General features: G+C 35.6%; 11 protein-coding genes. All 11 read right to left on the bottom strand.

Translation table 11 applies throughout. The features are described from left to right. Positions 1 to 10 precede the first annotated feature (10 nt). The 11 genes from EKM01_RS02220 to EKM01_RS02170 all read right to left on the bottom strand — a co-directional run bounded on the left by EKM01_RS02220 (position 11) and on the right by EKM01_RS02170 (position 18,490). The gene (locus EKM01_RS02220; protein WP_126554769.1) at positions 11 to 2,287 is read right to left on the bottom strand and encodes an NADP-dependent malic enzyme; all 2,277 of its coding nucleotides are present in this window, start codon (positions 2,285 to 2,287) and stop codon (positions 11 to 13) included. Between the two features lie 158 nt (positions 2,288 to 2,445). Beyond that, on the bottom strand, positions 2,446 to 2,871 hold the full coding sequence (locus EKM01_RS02215; protein ID WP_126458474.1) for a CBS domain-containing protein: 426 nt from the start codon (positions 2,869 to 2,871) through the stop codon (positions 2,446 to 2,448). 72 nt (positions 2,872 to 2,943) lie between these two features. Next, on the bottom strand, positions 2,944 to 4,809 hold the full coding sequence (locus EKM01_RS02210; protein ID WP_126576547.1) for a trehalase family glycosidase: 1,866 nt from the start codon (positions 4,807 to 4,809) through the stop codon (positions 2,944 to 2,946). Further along, the gene (locus EKM01_RS02205; protein ID WP_126562617.1) at positions 4,806 to 6,020 is read right to left on the bottom strand and encodes a sugar MFS transporter; all 1,215 of its coding nucleotides are present in this window, start codon (positions 6,018 to 6,020) and stop codon (positions 4,806 to 4,808) included. Before EKM01_RS02205 ends, EKM01_RS02210 begins: the two co-directional genes overlap by 4 nt. A gap of 39 nt (positions 6,021 to 6,059) precedes the next feature. Continuing rightward, on the bottom strand, positions 6,060 to 6,998 hold the full coding sequence (locus EKM01_RS02200; RefSeq protein ID WP_126562619.1) for a carbohydrate kinase family protein: 939 nt from the start codon (positions 6,996 to 6,998) through the stop codon (positions 6,060 to 6,062). Then, positions 6,999 to 8,195 (bottom strand): glycoside hydrolase 100 family protein, encoded by a 1,197-nt coding sequence (locus EKM01_RS02195; protein WP_233584048.1) that lies wholly within the window; start codon positions 8,193 to 8,195, stop codon positions 6,999 to 7,001. Next, positions 8,179 to 9,480: an MFS transporter gene (locus tag EKM01_RS02190; RefSeq protein ID WP_126563410.1), complete on the bottom strand. Its 1,302-nt coding sequence runs from the start codon at positions 9,478 to 9,480 to the stop codon at positions 8,179 to 8,181. Before EKM01_RS02190 ends, EKM01_RS02195 begins: the two co-directional genes overlap by 17 nt. Positions 9,481 to 9,613: 133 nt before the next feature. Beyond that, entirely contained in the window at positions 9,614 to 10,531 is a 918-nt protein-coding gene (locus EKM01_RS02185) for a hypothetical protein (protein ID WP_126563411.1), read from the bottom strand. Beyond that, a complete protein-coding gene (locus EKM01_RS02180) occupies positions 10,531 to 11,886 on the bottom strand; it encodes a vanadium-dependent haloperoxidase (protein WP_126454194.1) in 1,356 nt (451 codons plus the stop codon). Before EKM01_RS02180 ends, EKM01_RS02185 begins: the two co-directional genes overlap by 1 nt. Before the next feature lie 33 nt (positions 11,887 to 11,919). Next, positions 11,920 to 15,180 carry a VCBS repeat-containing protein gene (locus tag EKM01_RS02175; protein ID WP_126766604.1) on the bottom strand — a complete coding sequence of 1,087 codons (3,261 nt, stop codon included), beginning with the start codon at positions 15,178 to 15,180 and terminating at the stop codon, positions 11,920 to 11,922. Further along, complete coding sequence (locus tag EKM01_RS02170; RefSeq protein ID WP_126563413.1) at positions 15,173 to 18,490, bottom strand: VCBS repeat-containing protein; 3,318 nt, start codon at positions 18,488 to 18,490, stop codon at positions 15,173 to 15,175. Before EKM01_RS02170 ends, EKM01_RS02175 begins: the two co-directional genes overlap by 8 nt. Positions 18,491 to 18,592 lie beyond the last annotated feature (102 nt).

The following is an 18,592-nucleotide window of genomic DNA, read 5'->3' as shown; positions in this document are numbered from 1 at the left end:
TGAATTTAATTTATTTTTTCTTTTGTTTTTCCTGAGCATCAATCACAGCAATAGCTGCCATGTTTACCATTTCCTCAACACTGGCTCCCAATTGAAATATGTGAACAGGTTTTCCCATCCCTAACATGATTGGCCCAATAGAATCTACTTTATTTAGTTCTTTCAACAGTTTATAGGTGATATTAGCCGATTCCAAATTGGGGAAAATAAGGGTGTTTACTTTTTTGCCTGCCAATTTAGAAAACGGAAATTTCTCTTTCAGCATTTCTGGATTAAGGGCAAAATCAGCCTGAAGTTCTCCATCAATAATCATTTCCGGATGATTTTCATGCAAATAAGCAACCGCTTGTCTTACTTTAGTGGCACTTTCATTTGAGGAAGATCCAAAATTAGAATAGGAAATCATGGCAATGACTGGCTCTACTCCAAACATTCTGGCGGTTTTAGCTGTCATAACTGCAATTTTTGCCAAATCATCTGCTGATGGATTAATATTTATAGCCGTATCAGATAAAAACATTGGTCCACGAGCCGTCATCATCATATTAGTTGTAGCCACCAGCGAAGCCCCAGGTGCTTTCTCGATAAGCTGTAAAATAGGTTTTACCACCGTAGGATAGCTTCTGGAATATCCTGTTACCAATGCATCAGCTTCGCCTTCATTGACCATCATAGCCGCAAAATAATTTCTTTCGCGCATCAGCTTCTGAGCATCTAATAATGAGATTCCTCGTCTTTGTCTGGAGGTCCAGTATGTCGTGGCAAACTTATTTCTTCGACCTTCTTCTTCAGTGATTTTCGGATCAATAATTTCAACATCGGCATCAAAGCCAATTTCTGCTTTCAATTCTAAAATAATTTCTTTATTCCCCAATAAAACTGGAAAACCTATTCCTTCTTCCAATACTATCTGGGCTGCTTTCAAAACATCTAAGTGATCTGCTTCGGCAAAAACGATTTTTTTAGGATCCATTTTAGCTCTATTGGTAATCAATCGAACCATTTTATTATCATTCCCTAAACGCTCTAAAAGTTCCTCTTCATACTTGACCCAATCCGTTATAGGATTCAATGCAACCCCAGAATCCATTGCTGCTTTAGCTACCGCCGGAGCAACAACTATAATCAATCTTGGGTCAAAAGGAGAAGGTATAATATAATCCCGTCCAAATGTTAACTTTTTAGCCCCGTAAGCGATATTCACTTGTTCAGGAACGGACTCTTTCGCTAAAGCTGCCAGCGCTTTGACTGCAGCCATTTTCATGGCTTCATTTATTTTGGTCGCACGCACGTCTAAGGCACCCCTAAAAATATAAGGAAATCCAAGAACATTATTCACTTGATTAGGATAATCAGACCTTCCAGTAGCCATAATCACATCTTTTCGAGTTGCAATGGCTAAATTATAATCAATCTCCGGATCTGGATTTGCCATAGCGAAAACGATAGGATTTACAGCCATTCCCTGTAACATTTTAGGGGTCATAATATCTCCTGATGATAACCCTAAAAAGACATCAGCACCAACTAAAGCTTCTTCAAGACTGATAGGTAAAATGTCTTTGGCATATTTTAATTGTAAATCAGACAATTTCGGATTGTCTTTGGTCAACAATCCTTTGCTGTTATACATTAGGATATTTTCTAGTTTTACACCCAGTAAAATATATAAATTTGCACAAGCAAGAGCGGCTGAACCTGCTCCTGAAACTACCAATTTTACATCTTCTACATTTTTGCCGGCCAGCTCAAGGGCATTTAGCAATGCTGCCGAAGAAATGATGGCTGTACCATGCTGATCATCGTGCATCACGGGTATATTAAGCTCTTCTACAAGCCGTCTTTCTATTTCGAAAGATTCCGGTGCTTTGATATCTTCCAGATTAATGCCCCCAAAAGTTGGCGCTATGTTCTTTACCGTCTGGATGAATTCTTCTATATCTTTTGTCCCAATTTCAATATCAAATACGTCGATATTGGCGAAAATTTTAAACAACAACCCTTTTCCTTCCATTACTGGTTTTGACGCTTCCGGACCAATGTCTCCCAATCCTAAAACTGCAGTTCCATTAGTAATCACTGCAACTAAATTTCCTTTTGCAGTATATTTATAAACATTGTTTACGTCTTTAGCAATTTCTAAACACGGCTCAGCTACACCAGGAGAATAGGCCAAAGATAAATCTCTTTGTGTTGCATATTTCTTGGTGGGAACTACTTGAATTTTACCAGGAGTCGGCTTTGCGTGGTATAATAATGCTTCTCTTCTTTTGCTATTCTTTTCCATTGTTTTTAGATTTTATTCTAGCGCGTAAAGATAGGGGTCTAGATTTAAAAAGAGAGGACTTTTCTCCCATTCTTTTGCATAAAAAGGTCTGATTTGATTCCAAAAAAAAAGCTACACGTAATGCAGCTTTAAATAATTATTATTTTTTTGAATCTTTTTTATTGGGTAATGTAGGAGTTTAAATGTTGAATAGTCTCTTTTTGGATCTCGATTATAGCCTTTACCACATCACTTATTGAGATAATTCCAATTACAATTTCATTTTCCAAAACGGGCAGGTGACGCACTCTTTTGGCACTCATCAACTCCATGCAGTACTCCAAATTATCCGATGGACTTACTGTAACCACATCCGTCTCCATGATTTCATAAACAAAGGCTTTTTTTGAAGATTTTGCTTTCAGAACAATTTTCCGAGCATAATCTCTTTCAGACAGCACACCTTTCAAAATCGTATCTTCAATAATAAGAATTGCTCCGATGTTTTTTTCACTCATCACTGACAATGCTTCGTAAACAGTGTTAGTGGAAAGTATGGAATACACTTCCTTCCCTTTAGTACTTAAAATTTGATTAACTGTCATAATTGATTCATTTAGTGAATCATAAAGTTAAAAAAAATATGCATTCAAACAACAAAAACTTTTTTTTAAGCTCTAAAATATAGCATCAGGAGAAACCAACGCTCCTAATTTAGCTTTTAATTCTTCATTCAAAATTTGTAATCCATATTGATAGGACGCATTCACCCAGCCGAAACCTTCCTTTGCGATGTAATCAAATTCAGTCCCTACATTACCATATTCGGCAAAAACTTTATGGGAACTGATTTCCAAATCAAATTTTTCCGGGATTGTTCCATTATAATCCACTGCATTTCTAGTAATCAACCACAACCATCGGTACACCATTTCTTGTGCTTTATCTAGATAATTATAGTTAATCAATCCTTCCCACAGCAACATTTGGTGCGGCGCCCAACCAAAAGGATAATCCCATTGTCGTTGCGGTACCTCTTTTGAAGCATTAGCAATACTAGCCTTAGTGCTTCCTGTAATTCCACCTGTTTTCACAAATTGCGGCAAAGCAATTTCCACTAATTTTTTGGCCTGATTTTCATCACATAACCCAGCCCACAAAGGAAAAAATGTTGTCGCCGCTTCAAACGGGAACTGCTTATGGCTCACAAAATCATAATCAAAATACATACCTGCGTCCTCGTTCCAGCACAATTCATTCATTTTATCTTTACGGGAAAGTGCTTTTTGCTCCCATTCTTCTGAAGTGTAAAGGATCTCGCCACTTTGAAAAGCATTACTAAAATATTCTTTTATCAAGTAAGCGACATCTTTTTCATATTTGTAAAGAAAACTATTGACATCTACTGAATTCAAATTAGTACACGTATTTATCAGGCGGTTTGTTGTATCATGCCCGCTTTCTCTCATGCTTCGATCATGAACAAAATAAATGTCCAGTTCGTCATCAACAAGCGTTCGCTGTAAATATTGTTTTTCAAATTCTCGAATAGGTAAATTGTATTTTTTAGCATACGGCTCTAAAACATCATCAAAATGCCCCGGTTCTACTTCAAATGGCATTCCAATCCCATCGGCTTTATACCTGTTTAAACCTGTTGGGGTCAAGCGATTTCCTTGCACCATCCAAACTGTATTGTACTCCAAAATGACCGTTTCCAAATGACTTGTTAACCAGTCTACACTTGGTGTTTTCTTTTTTGCAATTTCGATTAGCAAAGAAGAATACAAAGGCGGTTGTGTTCTGGTCAAATAATAACTTCTATTCGCATTCAGAATTTTACCATACTGTATAATTTGGTATTTAAAATTTTCAGCAATTGCGATTGCTTTGTCTAATTGACCATCTATTAACAAGCCAACGCCAATAAAATAGCTGTCCCAACCATACATTTCGTTGAATCTTCCACCAGGAACAACAAAAGGCACACCTTGCAGACTGTATATTTTTTGTTCCAAAGCCAAAGCCAGAATTCCTGGTTTTTCATTTAAAGTTTCCACATATTCCACCGAATAATTCTCAGGCAGAATTTCAACTTTAAAATTTGGCAATTCTTTTTCTAATTCTTGAAAATAAGCAACTCCCGTTTTGTCTTTGGCAGCAACATAAAGTGTTGCCACATCACTGGACGTTTTTTCATCTTCAATAATTTGTTTCAACCCTTTTTTATCAATGGTACGAGTCAGTTCCTCCCAATAATCATCCTTGATTTTTCTTGAAATTCGGTGAACTGGATTCTCTTGAATGCGACTCAAATCGACTTCACCCAATACTGAATTCGCTTCCTTAAGCTGCGCTAATTCCTGTAATAAATTGGACAAATGATATGTACCTATGATAGCCACTTCCTGTTTGGTGTTTTCGTCAACCAAAACAAATTTTTTAGGCCCATTGTCGTCTTTCGTAATTTTTTTATCCTGATCTGTATCCTCTTGAAGCAATAGTTCCTGGAATACTTTGTCTATGTTGAGTATGAATTTCATTGTTTAGCGGTAAGTTTTTTTAAAATAAAGAAAGAAACAAGCAGTAATGACATTGGAATTAAAGTGTAATAAAAGGCGTTTTCAGGCCCTTCATTTTTAAATAAGTAACCAATAACTCTAGAGCCCAAAGTGCCACCAAGTGCAGAGAAAACCACAATTAAACCAGTCATAGAACTGTGTAATTTTTTTGGCAAGGCACTTAAAACTACTGAATTTAAAAGCGGATAAATCGGTGCAATAAAAAGTCCTACTAACGGAAATGCAAATCCTATCAAAGGAATATCGCTTAATGAATTGATTTCTTTGACATTCAATCCAACTGTTTTAGGAAGTACAAAAATCACAATGAGCATAGCTGCTATAATACAAAAACTGAGTACCCAAATCCAATTGACTCTTTTAGTAATCACCCCAGCAACAAGTCGGCCTACAGCCAATGAAATAGCCAAAATACTCGCCATCATGATACTGATATTCTCCGGAAGATGCAACACCTTATTATTGAAAGTAGGCAACCAAGACATAATTCCCTGCTCAATCATTACAAATAGGAATGCGCTGATTACAAAAACGATGGTTAACAGTTTCGCAAATAATTTGAACATTTGTTTGAAGTCATCAGCTAGATCAACGCCCGGAATTTCAATTTTATTTTCGAATTTAGTAAAAAATAAAAAACCAAAAGACAATAACGAAATACCGGCCAATAACCAATACACGTTCAACCAAGCATCTGGATTCGCATCTGAATTAAAAGCCGGAAACAAGAAATACGCTAATGCAATTCCTATCATAAACACGCCTTCAATGCTACTCATCAAACTATTGTGTTCGTGTTGATTGGTTGTTATGGTTCCAATAAGTGAATACACCGATACTTTTATCAATGCAAAAGAAACGCCCACGGTAGCAAAAAGCAATTTGGCCGTTCCAAAAGAATTTCCATAATACATACTGACGCAAGCTGCTGAAACCAAAGCCAAACCAATAAGCATAGCTTTCTTATATCCAATTCTGGGTAAAAACGAAGCGATTAAAAACGAAACTATAGCAATGGGCAAATCCTTGTATGCTTCCAAAACACTGGCTTGAAATTCATCTACACCATAATTTTTTTGCGCCTTTAATATCACAATTCCCACGCTGTTCAGCAGAATTGCAAATACAAAGTAGTTGAGATACATGGCTAATTTTATAGTGCTTTTTTTCATGTTTTACCTATTATAACAATTAATTTTTATTCGAAGACATTACAAATCGGAAATTAAATATTCCTGAATATCTATTCCTTCTGGCAATCTGCCTACATTCTGAAGTTTCAATACTGCCAGTTTCTGTGCAATAGTTATTGTTTCTTCAAAGTTTTTATTCAACAATTGTGCATATAAAAAACCCGTCCAGAAAGCGTCTCCTGCTCCTGTGGTGTCTTTAATATCTTCTACCGGCAATGCTTTTTGATGAAACCTTCCATAGTCAACATTAGACAATACTACGCCATCTTTCCCTTTTGTCAAACAAATCGTTGAAGCGCCCAAGCTATGAAAATAATCAAAAATAAAATTTTCGGTTTTTTCTTCCGTAAAAAGACGGTAACAGTCATCTTCGCTTAATTTTACCAAAGGATTTGTTGACAAATAATCCTTTAAAACCTCACTTGCCTCTTCCCGATCAGGCCAAATTCTCTCCGAAAAATTAATATCAATACTCGTTTGTAATCCTAATGCTTTCGCTCGTTTGGCACTTTCCACAATAGTGGTCCGAGCTGGATTTTTGCTTAAAGCAAAACAAGTCGTATGGAAAATTTTAGCACTTTCCAGTAAATCATTCGGTATTTGACTTTGCTCAATCTGACAATCTGCTTCTCTGTACGGAATAAAATCCGGCGTACTTGTCGATTTTGAAACAAATATTACAGACGTCGGATGACTTTCTGATATTCTAATTTGTGACGTAATGACATGATTTGCTTTTAACTTTCGAACAATATATTCGCCTAAACCATCTTCTCCACAGGTGGCCACTAATACTGATTTCAGACCCAAACGCGCAGCATTTACGGCCAAATTTGTTGGCGAACCGCCCAGAAAACGATGGTAATCTTTGGTTCTATTTATAGACGTATTCATTTCATGACCAATAAAATCAATCAAAACTTCGCCTGCACATAATATGTCTATTGACTTTTTCACTTAAACTAAAAATTTAAAATTTGTATGTACACTTTGGTGCAACAGCACCGTTGCTGCGCCACTCCAAGCGCAAAAAGGAACGCCGTTTGGCTCTTTGGTTTCGCTATTAAAATTTTCGTAGAAACTAAAATTTTCAATAGCGTTGGCTTCATTTATAGCCGTTAAAAGCGCCTCTGCTTCCTTATTATTTCCTTTCGAAAGCAAAGCCAGACCATAAAAGCCATTGACCATGGACCAACTTCCACCGTTATGAAACTCATTAGGGTAATTTCTGAACTCGTATTTGCAATTGTTTTTAAGCAAATTCCAGTCTAAATCAGTTTCTTGTATTGGTGGCCAAAAAGCAGGTAACAACTGCAATTTCATTTCGTTTTTGAGTGCAATTGAATATTCTAAAATTGAATTTTGAAAATCTTCGGAACCAATGTTTAAGTACAAAGCCAGCGAATTTGCAAAAGCATCAAACTGTGTTTTGTAACCAGCCGGTGAAAAAGAACACGGCATGTATTTTTGGAAGTTCAATTCATTATATGCACGTTCGTGGTATTTTTCACCAACTGAATTTGGAGTGAAATTAATTTCTAGTTGCGCTGTTATTGTTTCAATCTTTACGGTAATATCCTCGTCATGTGCAAAATGATTGTAACTTTTTAAGGCCCAAATTCGGAGTAATTGATCGTACAAAACATAGCCGTCCGTAATATATTCATCCGCCCAATTTCCTGATAATGGCACATACAAAAGGCCTTTATTGTTAAATTCCCAGGATTCCAGGAGCGCAAAACACTTTTCAATTTCAGTATCGTATTTTGCTACAAAAGTAATGTCCTTTGTATAATACGCATATTGGCAGATCCCAATTACAAACCAAGTCACGGCGTCGACTCTTCCTGCCAATCCGCCATAACTAACCTCAGCTTGCTCGCCAATTGTCATCACGTTAGACGGAATAGTGCCATTTTGATGTTGATTACTAGCTAATGTTTCTAATGTGTTACGGAATGTTTCGATCAATTTTTTATCTCCCGAGGCCAAAGCCGCCAATCCACAAATCACTCCATCTCGGGCCCAGACTCTTTTATAGTTGGAAATATTTTGAGCACTGGCTAGAAATCCTTCAGAAGAAGACACTTTCTCAAGCAACTCCATTGCTTTTGTATAATTCAAATCACTGTTCATATTATTGTCTTGAAACATTTTTACTTTTAATCAAAAGAGTACAAAAAGCACCGATTAGCATCAGAACCCCAGCAAAAGTAATGGCTTGGCGAGCATCATTATCTAAGAAATTCTTTAAAATATAACCAAAAGAGAGATTTTGGATAATCATTGGAATAACAATCATCATATTAATAATACCCATGTACACTCCATAGCGCTCTTTTGGAATAACAGCAACGACCATCAAATATGGTATTCCCATCATACTGGCCCAAGCAATTCCGTAACCAATAATTACTGCAAAAAATATGTATTGATTTTGCACCATTGGAAACCATAAAAAAGAAACGGCTCCAAATAAAAGACAGACAAAATGAATCATTTTTGCACCGTATTTTTTAGCTAATATTGCCAAATAAAAGGCAATTGAAAAAGTAACTATAAATCCAAAAGCACCAATTAATCCGTTCCATTCTACCGCTTTTTCATAGCCCATTGTATTCATCGGAGTTACATTCCACACGGACAAAGCAATACTTTTCGAATTATTTTGCCAATAGCACATCATGGCATACCATTGAAACAAATACACCAGAAACAGTTGCCACATGACCGTTGGCATTTCTAAAACTGCTTTATAAATATCGATAAAAGGCGAAAAAATATTTAGAGGTTCTGCTTTTAAGATAGCTAATTCTTCTGCTGTTGGCGGGATTTCTGTAGTTTTACCCATACTCCACCAAATGGAAGTTACTGAAAGAATTGCTCCTAAAAAAAAGGAGGCATAAATCCACGTTGGTAGCGATCCTGTATATCCTACAAAAATAATTGGAAACAGAAAAAGGGAAATATAAGCCAGAAACTGTCCGAAACCAGTAAAAAAACTTTGCGCCTGGAAACCTGTTGGTTGTTGTTCTTCATCCAGCGTATCCGCAATAAAAGCCCGATACGGTTCCATAGCAGTATTGTTACCAACATCCAGAATCCAAAGCAAACCTGCAGCCATCCATAAGGAACTGCTAAATGGGAATAGAAATAAGGCGATACTACAAATTATGGCTCCGATAAAAAAGTACGGTTTGCGCCTTCCCCACCTTGGATGCCACGTTTTATCACTCATCGCGCCAATAATGGGTTGAATCAATAAGCCCGTTAAGGGTCCGGCAAGATTTAAAATAGGAATTTGATCCGGACTTGCATGTAAAAAATCATAAATAGGATTTACGGCACTTTGTTGCAAGCCAAAACTGTATTGTATGCCGAAAAAACCAACATTCATATTGATTATCTGCCAAAATTTTAATTTTACTTTAAAGCTCATTTTGGTTGGTTGATTTGTTAATTTTATCTAAAAATAATTTTAATATTGCCAATTAAAAACAGATTAAAAACAAAAACGTTTTCGGAAGACCCGAAAACGTTTTCGATTATTTTAAATCAACGACAATCAACCTTTATTTTGAAGCAAAAGGAATGATGATTTTTGTTTCCCATTCTGATTCTACACCCCCATTAAAAGGATTGTCCATGTAATGTTCCAAAACGGTATTTTCTAATTTAAGGTTGTGATTTTTTGCATAATCAATCAAGGCAAACCAACCTCTGTCTGAAGTTCTGAAATTACCATAGTAAGTCGCTTTTAATCCTTTGCGTGCAGGTAAGGTTTTAAATTTAACCACTTCATTTTCAATGACTTTTGTCTTTTTATTAATTGGAAAACAATAATTAAAATCGATTATTTCTTTATCCAAATCCCATTTTGTAATTTCTACATACGGCTTTCCAACTATTTCTATTTTGTTTTGAAATAAAAATCCGGTAATTACAGCGTCATTCGCAATCATATTTTGTGCTTTTTCCTGTAAAACACTTTTTAAACTAATATAGGCCACAAATGTTTCTTCGGAGGAACCTTCCCCGTCAATTCTGACCTTGAAATTTTTTAGATGTTCTGTTAAACCATTTTTAAAATTCGTTATTTTCTTGATTTGATCCTCTTTGAAACTCGTATTAAAAAAAGGAACGGTTATTTTATTGTACCAACTATGATTCAAATCGTGTATTCCAACACTTACTTTTGTAACTGAATCGTTTACAAACTTAATATCCCAAGTATATTCCATTTGGGCAGCTCCTTTTTTCATTTCTTGTTTGATAAAATCAAAATTTCTTTTTTCGAGAATAGTGTAATTTTCTTTTTCATTTTCCAATTGAAGGATCGACCATTCCTGAATCCCTTGAAATACGGTTCCTGTAGCAGCTTTTACTTTAAAAGAAATACAATAATCGGCCTGCTTTAGAAAAAAATACCAAACTAAAAACAAGGACAACACAACGCTTAATACTACTATACTTTTTTTTCTAACTGTCATTATTTTTTACTCATTTTTAATGTATTATTAATGTAATGTCCTATATTATTGCCTTGTACAACACCATTCTCAATAGCGGCTCTGTAATGAATTCCTCCATACAACCTACTTATTGAAGCTTCTGCCGCAGCTTGCTTGAATGATTTAAAAGGTCTTTTAGGCAACCCAAAAGAAACTTCTGAGTCATCGATATAACTAAAATTATCTCCAAAAATCGAGGTTAGAATAATTGCCGAACACGACGAAACCACAGAGTGTCCACTTACATATTCCGGAAAAGGAGGTGTTTGTAATTGTGGTCTCCAGTTTTCATCTATGTTTTGATTGATATACGTTTCAGGACGCACAACATTACTCCTATACTTTTCATCCCAACAACTAATGAAGCTCTCAAAAATTCCGATAGATGTTATAGTGTAAGCAAAAACAGTAGTTTCAAAATCTGATTTCGATTTTTTTAAGGCTATTTTAGTGATATTAATCCAATGTGCATCCGGTGTATTTTTCTTCTTTGCAAACATCATGTGTCCCTGTATGACTGTAGCATAGGGATTACAATCCCAAAAGGAAGCTATAGCCGATTCCTCAGGAATTGGTTTGCTTGGATTTTTTTCGACTTCAATTAATTTTTCAGAAATTAAATTTCCGACATCATAGGTTTCTTTTGCCTCTTTATAAAAAGCAGAATTTTTATCCGTAGAATAAGGATAAGGTGGGATGGCTTTAAATTGAGAGGCTGAATCCATAACTAAAGTTCTTATTTCGCCCCAATGCGGCTCCACACCATCCATATAAGAGGGTGGCGTTGGCTGCCATCGACCGGGTTGATCTGCATACACTGAAAACTTAGAAAAAGTACGCGTTTGTTTATAATTATCTTTCCCCATCCACATTTTTATTCTGTCTACCACTCTTAAAGCGTACGCTTTGGAAACATCAAATTCTTTTTGATTTTCAGCGCTCCATTTTTCATACAAACTATCTCTATATTTTTCTATAGCTTCCTCAGAAAAAATCAATTCTTTACTCACTTCAATATGGGCAATAAGCGCCGCCAAATTTTTATTCACTCCACTTTTAGGATCTAGTTTAGGAATAGAATCCAGACCTTTTAACTGCCCTTGTAAACTTTCGTATTTCGTGCTGTTTTGTGCCATAATCTCGTAAGCGGCAACATTGGGATAAACATAAATTCTACTCGCTACTGGCGGCGAAAATATGTCATGAACCATAATTCCTGTTACTGTATCAACTGCAGCACAAAAATCAGCTGATGATACTTTAATTGGCATCTCTTTGCCACAAGAGGTCAAAAAGAGCATTATAAGTCCTAAAAGATAAATTTTAGAGTTCATTTTACTAGGTTTAAGTGTGTTTTTTTTATTAAATTAGTTCTTAGCTGAAGGCATTTCGTACAGCTCTGCCTTTTTATTATTGATGGTAATTAGTAAATATCTTTTGCCTTTAAAATTGATAATCCCCAGATGCTTAACTGCTTTTTGAGTCAGATCAATTCCAATTTGATGTCCTAGCAGGATTGTTTTTTCGTTCTTGATCAAAGCACCGGAAAACCCATCAAATCTACTGTGGTATGGAGCAACGCCAAAATAATTTCCCGCAGCAAAAACTTCTTCCCTAGCATCTGAATCAAAATTAGATTTCACAAAACTGGTGATAGGCGCTACTTGCATTTTATTCGAAAAAGGGACAAAAGTAAAGGTTTCCTTATCGTTTTTTAAATAACCGGATTTTAAATTATGAACTTCAAATAATTTTCCTGTCGCAAGCATTTTTGGATCAAAAACTTCTTCGAGAGTTTTTCCTGCAAATGATTTGTAACTATTGAACTTCTTTTTTAGCATGCCACTGAATTGCTCTACTAATTCGTCCAGACCTAAAGTGGTGTAATATTTTGCGTTTTTTTCTATTGCCACAATAGTTTCAAAAGATCCGTTCGCATCAAAATCTCCGTAATACATTTTCATTGGAAATTCCTGCGAGGCTTTAAATTTAGAATTCATTCCCCAATTACCAACCAAATAATCTTCGTCACCGTCCTGATCAATATCAAAAGAAAGTATTGACTGCCATAGTCCATTGCTTTTTTCAGGAAAAACAGTTGTTGTCACATCCGTGAATTTACCGTTTTTATTCGCAAAAAAAGTAGGCTTCATCCATTCACCTACCACAATTAAATCTGTTTGACCGTCTTTATTGAAGTCTGTAAAAATGACATCCGTAACCATTCCTATTTTTTCAAAAGTTTTGTTTTGAACAATAGTGAATACGCCTTTATTGTTGTTCAATAAATAACAATCGGGCATACTTCCAAATCTATTATTTACGGAATTATTGGCTACAAAAATATCTAAATCACCATCTTTGTCGTAATCAAAAGCCTTGACAACGGATGCGTTTTGAGCCAGCTTAGGCAAGGTTGCTTTTAGAAATTGATTGTCTTTGCTTAGATATAGCCGGTCTTCCAGATTGGATGCATTTTCGCCCCCACCAGAAACCACTACTAAATCATTCCTTTTATCTGCATTGAAATCCCCGATCACTGCTGAAGCATCTTCATAAACAGAATCCTTTTCGATGGCAGCAAAACCTTTCTTGGTAAATCCATTTTGATTTTGAAAGTAGATTGTCGCTTTTTTATCTTTGGAACCACCAAAGAAGACATCCTCTTTTCCATCTCCATTTAAATCCCCTACTGCAGTAGCCGGACCGCGGTCAGAACGTTGATATGGAATCAGTTTTTGAACTAAGAAATCAATATAATCATTTTCCTTATGTATAAAATCAATACCCAATCCTGTTTCCACCTTTTTGAAAATGGGCAAAACAGCAGGGTGTAATTTCCTGTAATCAAACGCTTTTCTGTTTGTCTTTGCTTTTACAGTGAGGGTTTGATTCGTTTTTAAATTCTTCAGAGTTTGATAGGTTTTATCCGGCCAAATTACCACTAAGGAATCTATTTTAGTCGTTTTTCCGTATCCAAAATGAATTATTGGCTCTGATGAGGACTGAAATCCTCTGGTAGTTTGCAGTTCTTTGAATTGTTTTTTTCCTTTGGCATAGGAAATCACTTTGGCTCCAATCCCAAAGGTGTTTTTTCCTATAAACCGCAATTTCAATTTCAGGTAGTTTGCTTTTCCGTCCGTTTTATTAATGTAGACGGTAGCGATACTATTTGTATTATTAGTAATCACGTCTAAATCACCATCATTATCAATATCGGCATAACCACTTCCGTTTGAAATAATAGAGTCGTTTTCTATCCAATCTGCTGATCTGTTTTTATAATGCAAATCAGAAGATCCTTGAAAAATATAATTTGTTACATTTCCTTTTGGCATTCGCTTCAACGCCTCTTTGTCCAATAACTTGGTAGTACTAATTTTACTCTTGATCTGATCATTTGAATAATATTTGACATAATCTAAATCATTAGGTCGTTTAGGAATACCATTAAAAACAAAAATATCCTGCTCCCCATCTTGGTCATAATCGCCAAACAAGGTACTCCAGCTCCAGTCCGTAGCGGAAAGTCCACTTAATAAAGCCGTTTCTGTAAAATGATTACCGGCTTGGTTTAATTGCAACATATTCCTGGCATACTGATAATGATAGCCTAATTTTTCGGTTCTCATTTTTAGCATTTGAGGATTATCATCTCCCAAGGAAGATTTTAATACTTTTTCATCTTCAGGAAGCATATCAAGGCTGAAGATATCAGGGAAACCATCATGGTTCACATCCGCGACATCCAGCCCCATAGAGAACCTGCTAGTGTGTCCAAAGTACTGTTTTAAGCTTTCCGTAAAAGTTCCGTCTCCGTTATTCAGATAATAATAATCATCTTCATGAAAATCATTTCCCACATAAATATCCGGATACCCATCTAAATTAAAATCAGAAACGGCTAATCCTAAACCATAGCCATTGGCACCTCCAAAAATTCCTGCCTGCTCGCTAACATCTACAAATTTTCCATTGTCATTGCGGAATAATTTATCCCCGCATTCGTAACTTCTTTTATTTCTTGTAGCGGCATTTCCAAAAGACAATTCGGAGTGAACCGCATGATTCAACAAATACATGTCTAAATCCCCGTCCAGATCATAATCAAAAAATGCTGCCGAAGAGCTGTAATTATCAAGATCTAATCCGTATTCAGCCGCACTTTCGGTAAATGTATTGTCTTTATTATTGATAAACAGTTCATTCTGTCCCTCGAAACCATTAATTCCTACTACGGCACATACGTAAATATCTAAATATCCGTCACCATTTACATCGGCCATCACCGTTCCGGCATTCCAATCACTTTGCCCCTCTACTCCAGCTTTAGCGGAAATATCTTCAAATTTATTGTTGCCTTTATTCAGGTACAATTTATTTTTACCTTGATTAGAAGTAAAATAGATATCGACCAAACCATCGTTATTGACGTCGCCAAGCGCTACACCACCGCCATTATAGTAATAAAGGTAATCTAAAATGGAAATGTTTTTGGACTCTAATAATTGATTATTGAATGTAACATTACTTTCCTCCGAAGACAATTTTTCAAACAACTGCCCTTCTTTTTTGGAACACCCCATAAATAGAAGTGATGCGAGTCCTATTCTAATAAAATTATTCATTGGGTCTAAATAGTTTAGGGGTATTATCATTTACAACGGCTAGTATTGAAATCGTATTGTTTTTGTCTTTGATCACCGTAAGTTGTTTTACTTCGCCTTTTATGAAAAAACCAGATTTATCATAAGGAGTCCATGAGAAAGTGCCTTTTTTATTTCCTAAGAGGACACTCCCAAAATTAGCATCTAATCTGGAAAACTGAGGTTTAAATTCATATTGATTTCCTCCTAAGATCAGGTCTAGTATTCCGTCATTATTTACATCCATCACACAAATAGTGTTTACGCTGGAGAACTGCACTTCTTTTGGAAGCATTTGTATTTCAAATTTTCCATTGCCTTTATTAATGGCAATCACGGTTTCTTGAATAGCAACGGTTTTCTGAATAGAATTAGTGACGATCTCCGGAGTGAAAAGTTCCTGAAACGTTTTCTTAGAATAATCGGCATAACTTAAATTTTTCTTCTTTATAGAAGGAATTTGCCTTGCTAATTCTTGTTTTAAATGGATTGGCAAATCCTTTCCATTAACGGATCGGGTGGCTATTTGCTCAATGGTTCCGTTGTTGTCAAAATCATTGGTAAATAATTTCAACGGATTTCCTTTGGTTGGTTTATAAGGCATATTGGTCCCTCTATTGCCCAGAATTAAATCTTTTTTTCCATCTTTATTTAGGTCAACACAAGCCACAGCATTCCAAAAACCAGTGTATCCACTGAGGTTCGTTTTGTATGCTGTCAATCGTCTTCCTGTGTTTTTGAAAATCATTGGTGCAGTCCAATCACCAACCAGAATTAAATCTTTTTTAGCATCGTTATCAATATCTTCCCAAACGGCATCGGTTATCATTCCCACCGTATTTATTTTGAAAGCTTTTTTATCTGTTACATTCACAAAATTACCTTTTCCGTCGTTTTCTAATAGTAGATGTTTTGGATCTATACCATATACGCCAGGAACACTTCGGCTTCCAATAAACACATCAATATCACCATCATCATCAAAATCACAGGGTGCAATTACGGAAACATTATTGTTCGTTGTTGGGATATTGGTTTTGCTTTTTACAAAAAATCCGTTTCCATCATTCAAATACAAGCGGTTTTTATAATTGGCCTGATCTGATTTCTCATTTCCTCCTGAACCAACTAATAAATCGACGTGTCCATCATTATTGGCATCAAAAAAACTAGCGGCAGTATCTTCAAAACCGGCATCTGACTCCAAGTCTTTTTGAGCCAAAAGAGTGAAATTACCATTTCCTTTGTTCACATATATTTTTCCGGCTTGTCCTTTGGCTCCGCCAATAAAAACATCTTCATTTCCGTCACCGTTAATATCAGCCACCGCAAGTGCAGGTCCTTCTTGTGAAAGCATTTTAGAAATTAATCCTTCATGATCAAAATCGACATAATTATTTTCTTTGTGGGCTAAAAACGGTGCTTCCTTTTCAGAAAACAATGGCTTGAGCACCTTGTTTTTTGGAACATAATCCAATTTAGCTGTCGCAATATTTAAATTCATCGTGGTATTATTTACCACTTTTTTAATCATTTCAAACTTTCCATTTGTCCAAATTACCTGCAAAGAGTCAATTTTTTTGGTACCTATTCCAAAAGTCATCACATAATCTACCGAAGACTGAAATCCTCTGGAAGGAATTAATTCTTGTCTGAGAATTTCTTTGCCTGAGAACAACTCCACGACACTTCCTACCGCAAATGTATTTTGTCCTCCGCCTTTTAGTTTTACTTTTATGAAATGATTATTTTTGTTTTTTTCGGAATTATTTCGATAAATAAAAGCCTCCATATTAACGTTATTGACAATTAAATCGAGGTCTCCATCGTTATCTAAATCGCCGTACGCTGCCCCATTAGAAAAACTTGGTGTATCTAATCCCCATTTCAAAGCTTCATTCGTAAAGGTCAGATTTTTGTTATTCTTGAAGGCATAATTAGGTATTGGAGTGCTTGGCATTTTACTGATAATGGTTTGAATTTCTTCTTTTTTGCCCGTAACGACCATTTTCTGCATGAATTCGTTGGCAAAGAAATCTACAAAATCCTGATTGGTTAAATCGTTATAAATTCCGTTACAAACATAAATATCTTTGTATCCGTCGTTATCCATATCAAATAATAATGCGCCCCAACTCCAATCCGTTTTAGCAACGCCAGCATGATTTGCTATTTCAAGAAATTGATTATTCCCATTATTAATTTGCAGGGTGTTCTGCATATATTGCGTATAAAAATCGAGATTTACTTTTCGGGTAAATAAATCATAATTTTCAAAATTAGTAGTCGTTTTTAAGCGTTCGTCCGGTTCCGGTAACATATCGGTTACAAAAATATCGGCTTTCCCGTCATTGTTTACATCGGCCATGTCAGCACCCATAGAAGATTGACTGATATGAGACGTCCATCCCTGAATTTGTTCGGTAAAGGTTCCGTTTTTATTGTTTATGTATAAATAATCTCTTTCATAAAAATCATTAGAAATATAAATATCCGGATACAAATCTCCGTTTACATCTCCTACGGTAACGCCCAAACCAAAGCCAATCAGACTTCCATAAATACCTGCTTCTTTACTGACATCAACAAATTTTCCGTTGTCATTGCGCATTAATTTATCGCCTCCTCCTTTTAGGATTTCAGCCACATCCCAGTCTTTGTCTCTTAAATCTCTTTTGTTAGAATAATTAAGACTACTTACCGGTATAAAACTATTATTTAGAATATAAACATCTAGATCGCCATCTTTATCGTAATCAAAAAAAGCGGCATGAGTTGTTATGCCCGTATCCGCAAGATTGTATTCAGCTGCCTTTTCCGTGAAAGTATTGTCACCATTATTAATAAAAAGTTCGTTTTGTTGCAAGTCACCCATGCTGTTTCCGGCATTACAGACATAAATATCCAGAAACCCATCAGCATTGATATCGACCATCACGACACCAGTTGACCAGGTTTTAGTTCCTTCGATTCTGGCTTTTTTAGAAATATCTTCAAATTTAAAATTTCCTTTATTTAAGTAGAGTTTATTATCGCCCAGATTTGAAGTAAAATACACATCTGATAGACCATCATTATTGATATCACCAATAGCGACACCACCACCATTATAAAAATTCCTGTACTTGAATATGTTCATATCCGAACCATTCTTCACTTCATTGATAAAATTAATTCCGGTTTGGGAGGCATCTAATTTAGAGAACAAAGTATCGTTGTTTCCAGGGTTATCTTTAGAACAGTTAGAAAAAATAATTATTAAAGGAATAAATAAAAAAATACGATTAAACATATTTACAAACTATTTGATTAGGTAATTAGAAATGCCTAATTTATATAATAAACATTATATAAAAAAATTAAAAATAGATAAAATAGAGGCTTTACAGTTAAA

Origin of the sequence: Flavobacterium sp. RSP46 (assembly GCF_003984825.1) — a bacterium.
Taxonomy (GTDB): Bacteria; Bacteroidota; Bacteroidia; order Flavobacteriales; family Flavobacteriaceae; genus Flavobacterium.
Note: the sequence above shows the minus strand (reverse complement) of the source record. Positions and strands in the feature narration are given on the sequence as shown.

Excerpts from the sequence above, each read along its gene's own strand:
- EKM01_RS02180 (WP_126454194.1), bottom strand. The coding sequence starts at position 11,886 with ATGAACTCTAAAATTTATCTTTTAGGACTTATAATGCTCTTTTTGACC.
- EKM01_RS02205 (WP_126562617.1), bottom strand. The coding sequence starts at position 6,020 with ATGAAAAAAAGCACTATAAAATTAGCCATGTATCTCAACTACTTTGTA.
- EKM01_RS02175 (WP_126766604.1), bottom strand. The coding sequence starts at position 15,180 with ATGAATAATTTTATTAGAATAGGACTCGCATCACTTCTATTTATGGGG.
- EKM01_RS02170 (WP_126563413.1), bottom strand. The coding sequence starts at position 18,490 with ATGTTTAATCGTATTTTTTTATTTATTCCTTTAATAATTATTTTTTCT.
- EKM01_RS02210 (WP_126576547.1), bottom strand. The coding sequence starts at position 4,809 with ATGAAATTCATACTCAACATAGACAAAGTATTCCAGGAACTATTGCTT.
- EKM01_RS02190 (WP_126563410.1), bottom strand. The coding sequence starts at position 9,480 with ATGAGCTTTAAAGTAAAATTAAAATTTTGGCAGATAATCAATATGAAT.
- EKM01_RS02185 (WP_126563411.1), bottom strand. The coding sequence starts at position 10,531 with ATGACAGTTAGAAAAAAAAGTATAGTAGTATTAAGCGTTGTGTTGTCC.
- EKM01_RS02220 (WP_126554769.1), bottom strand. The coding sequence starts at position 2,287 with ATGGAAAAGAATAGCAAAAGAAGAGAAGCATTATTATACCACGCAAAG.
- EKM01_RS02195 (WP_233584048.1), bottom strand. The coding sequence starts at position 8,195 with ATGTTTCAAGACAATAATATGAACAGTGATTTGAATTATACAAAAGCA.
- EKM01_RS02215 (WP_126458474.1), bottom strand. The coding sequence starts at position 2,871 with ATGACAGTTAATCAAATTTTAAGTACTAAAGGGAAGGAAGTGTATTCC.